The organism is Bacillota bacterium, assembly GCA_012837285.1.
Classification (GTDB): Bacteria; Bacillota; DTU030; order DUMP01; family DUMP01; genus DUNI01.
The window spans coordinates 1-3,186 of record DURJ01000053.1; the positions used below are offsets into that span (position 1 = coordinate 1).

The 3,186-nt window shown below is 46.9% G+C and carries 5 protein-coding genes; 3 read left to right on the forward strand and 2 right to left on the reverse strand.

Annotation, left to right across the window (positions count from 1 at the left end; translation table 11 throughout):
• The first annotated feature begins 484 nt into the window (after positions 1 to 484).
• The 3 genes from GX016_03155 (at position 485) to GX016_03165 (ending at position 1,836) form a co-directional block, all read left to right on the forward strand.
• The gene (locus tag GX016_03155; GenBank protein HHT70564.1) at positions 485 to 1,003 is read left to right on the forward strand and encodes a hypothetical protein; all 519 of its coding nucleotides are present in this window, start codon (positions 485 to 487) and stop codon (positions 1,001 to 1,003) included.
• Positions 1,004 to 1,081: 78 nt separating this feature from the next.
• Positions 1,082 to 1,507 carry a peptidylprolyl isomerase gene (locus GX016_03160; protein HHT70565.1) on the forward strand — a complete coding sequence of 142 codons (426 nt, stop codon included), beginning with the start codon at positions 1,082 to 1,084 and terminating at the stop codon, positions 1,505 to 1,507.
• 125 nt (positions 1,508 to 1,632) lie between these two features.
• Positions 1,633 to 1,836, forward strand: a complete 204-nt coding sequence (locus tag GX016_03165) for a nucleotidyltransferase domain-containing protein (protein HHT70566.1) — start codon at positions 1,633 to 1,635, stop codon at positions 1,834 to 1,836.
• 587 nt (positions 1,837 to 2,423) lie between these two features.
• Here the strand turns inward: GX016_03165 and GX016_03170 are convergent.
• On the reverse strand, positions 2,424 to 2,564 hold the full coding sequence (locus GX016_03170) for a zinc ribbon-containing protein (protein ID HHT70567.1): 141 nt from the start codon (positions 2,562 to 2,564) through the stop codon (positions 2,424 to 2,426).
• A gap of 232 nt (positions 2,565 to 2,796) precedes the next feature.
• Positions 2,797 to 3,057 (reverse strand): hypothetical protein, encoded by a 261-nt coding sequence (locus GX016_03175; protein HHT70568.1) that lies wholly within the window; start codon positions 3,055 to 3,057, stop codon positions 2,797 to 2,799.
• Between the last annotated feature and the right edge of the window lie 129 nt (positions 3,058 to 3,186).

Sequence of the window (3,186 nt, forward strand, 5' to 3'; positions counted from 1 at the left end):
ATACCAGATACTACGGCCGTAGGCCGTGGCGAGACCTTCTACAAACTAGAGCACTACCTCCCTCTGTTGGAACAAAAGCCCCGCTCTGTTTTTAATGCCAAACCTGTTCGAAGGTCGGCTGCCCGAGCATCCAACACTTATTCTGAAGCTTGCTCTTCTGCAGCCATGGAGACAGTCCCCGCGGCAGATGGAATAGTTAGCTAGTGAACCAAAACGGCCGGGGGGCCCTCTTTCTTGTTTCGCCTAAGCGATATCTAGGGGAATGCGCTGGTTAAGCCGGCTAAATGAGGCCGGGAGGCCCATTGCAAACTGCCCAGCCGGTTTTTCTGTGGCCATGATGGTATTGCTAAAAGCAATCGACAAATGATAGAGTATGTTAAAGAAGGAACCCATAGCAATTGTGATATGTATATGCGAACGGTAGCTATTGTTTCTTGGTATGAGGGTAAGATGGAAAGGGGTGGTTACAAGTTTTATGCTATCAATGGACGGAGTTAAATTACCTAAACCAGGTCTAAGAAATACCAAAACCGCGCTTTCCGTATTTTTTTGCATACTACTATTTGAACTTATAGGCAAGCAGAATCCCTTGTTTGCTTGCTCGGCCGCCATTATATGCATGAAGGAGACGGTACATTATTCTTACCAAATGGGAGTAGACAGGCTCGCTGGGACACTCCTTGGGGGCATTGTGGGTTTGGTGTTTTTACTAATAAAAAACCATTTGACGTTGTTGCATACAGAGGCCATAGTAGCAGGACTCGGTATTTTAACAGTAATATATCTGTGCAATTTGTTTAATAAAAGCAGCGCATCAGTCATATCAAGTATAGTGGTTCTTGCTATTGTAATTGGAGTTGGCGAGAAGTCGCCTTTTCTATATGCTCTAGACCGGATGTTGGATACTTTTATAGGAATCATAATAGCATTGGTTGTCAACAAATATATTTTCCCACATAAGGACGGTGACAGACAACTGCAGGGAACTGGTAACGATATCTAACCACCATTGGAGGTTCAGTGCTTTACCTAGCGGATGATCCGCCATTTACTCATATGTATATAAAAAAGGAGTGCGATTATGGAAAAGGCAATTATCAGCACGGACAAGGGGAACATTACGATCGAATTCTTCGAAATGGATGCCCCGAACACGGTGGCTAATTTTAAGTCCCTCATCGAGTCCGGGTTTTACAACGGGCTTACCTTTCACCGGGTGGTGCCAGGGTTTGTGATCCAGGGTGGGTGCCCGCACGGTACCGGCACCGGGGGGCCCGGCTACACCATCAAGTGCGAAATCAATCCCAACAAGCATGTCCGCGGGGCGCTGTCGATGGCTCATGCCGGGCGCGATACGGGCGGCAGCCAGTTTTTCATCTGTCATGATGACTTCCCGCATTTGGACGGAATGCACACCGTCTTTGGCCGGGTAACGGACGGTATGGATGTGGTGGACAGGATTGTGCAGGGCGATAAGATGAATGAGGTCAGGATCGTCACAGTGTAAGGATGGTGGCACTTTCTTTTGCTGATATGCAGGAAATTGTTACGATAATCAAGGAGTTGTCGCTTGGCGGTTAGTCACTTTCCTGCGAGGGGAGGTGATGCCCATGATTAAATGGAGGTGTTCTTGTGGTTAAAATCCCTGAGCCACTACGAACAGTAATCGAAGATTATGTTAGTAATTTAACCAAGCAAATTACCATTGAGAAGGCCATACTTTTTGGTTCTTATGCTAAGGGCAGTATGCGTGAACACAGCGACGTGGACTTGGCAATCTTCTCGAACTTCTTCAAGGGTATGAGTAGGGTTGATGGTATACGCTTTTGGTGCTAAAGGCCATGGATTATGATATAGATATTGAGCCGCAGGCATTTACTATGGATGATTATAGGAAACCAGTCGGTATAGTTGAGGAGATTCTAAAGACGGGTATAGAGATACCTGTCTTTAGAATCTGTATTTTGAGACAACAATGAGACTGTCCCTACGGCAGGTCTCGGCCCGAACTTTGGTTCAGAGTCCGTAGTATAGTGTTGGTCTGTGTACCACTGTTTGCACTGTAAATAAAGGGAGCAGATGAATTAACCATAGGCCTGATGAAGCCAGCGATGCGGGCGGCAGTCTTGATATTTGCTTTTAATTGGCATTTGCTATTTGATCGCATTGTGCTTCTTGATTTTAGTTCCTGAAACGCTGCGAAGCTCCAGTAATTCATAGTAAGTACAGGACTTCACAAAACTCACCATGCCAACCGATCACATGTCTCTCTTAATACGACAGACTTTGAGATTGTATTAGTCCATAACTGCAGCTTAAGATATTTCTCTCCGGCATAAAACCGCCCTATGCGGCAAAGAGCACAATAACGGCAGTTGCTATGGGAAAATAACTTACTCGCGAAGCTTCGATCTAGGAATTTGTTAAGAAACTTTAATGAAATTTGTACCGTTACACTTTGGGCATGGGGGCAAGGTATCGTCCCAGTCATCCAACCTAACGATTTGAAAGCATCTGGTACACTGATAACGACCTACCCCAGGCTTTTCACCAGTCCGCGGCATAAAGTCACCTACAATGTCGGCAATACGTAACCGTTGACTGCAGCCTGTTTGCTGCTTCTACCCAAGGAAAACCCGTTCCGTAAAAACTGCAACCCCAGCCAAATTCCAACCACAAAGCCAACCAACCCCAGCAAGGCATTAAGGTCACCCCCGGCCAGACGTAAAACCATGCGCAACGGACAGCCGAGAAATACCAACGCACCTAACATAACGAAGAAACTGAGAACAAACCTCAGTAGCGGTGACGAGCCCCCCGGGCTCTAAACTCGCCGCTTGTTGTAGCCACAAGAAAAGAACCTAGAATAAGGCCCGGTACCTCCGGTCGCATGTACTGTACCACCTCAGCCCGATGCATTCCTAAAGCGCCCGGCGATGTCACGAATAAACAGGCAACACAAATGCCCATGTTGGCTGGATTAACGGGCTTCATTAATAATGCACCAAGAGCACCGACCACTGCTCCAGTTGCTAAAACAACCCTTTTTTGATTCATCAAACATTTCCCCCTTGCGCTCGCCCGATTTCGCCGAAATGCCCAGCTGGCGCCAGTGGGAAGTGTTAGGTAAAGCAGCGGTAGAAGTTATGGAACCTTATGAGGCCTTGGCTTATAGTCCTGAGGAAG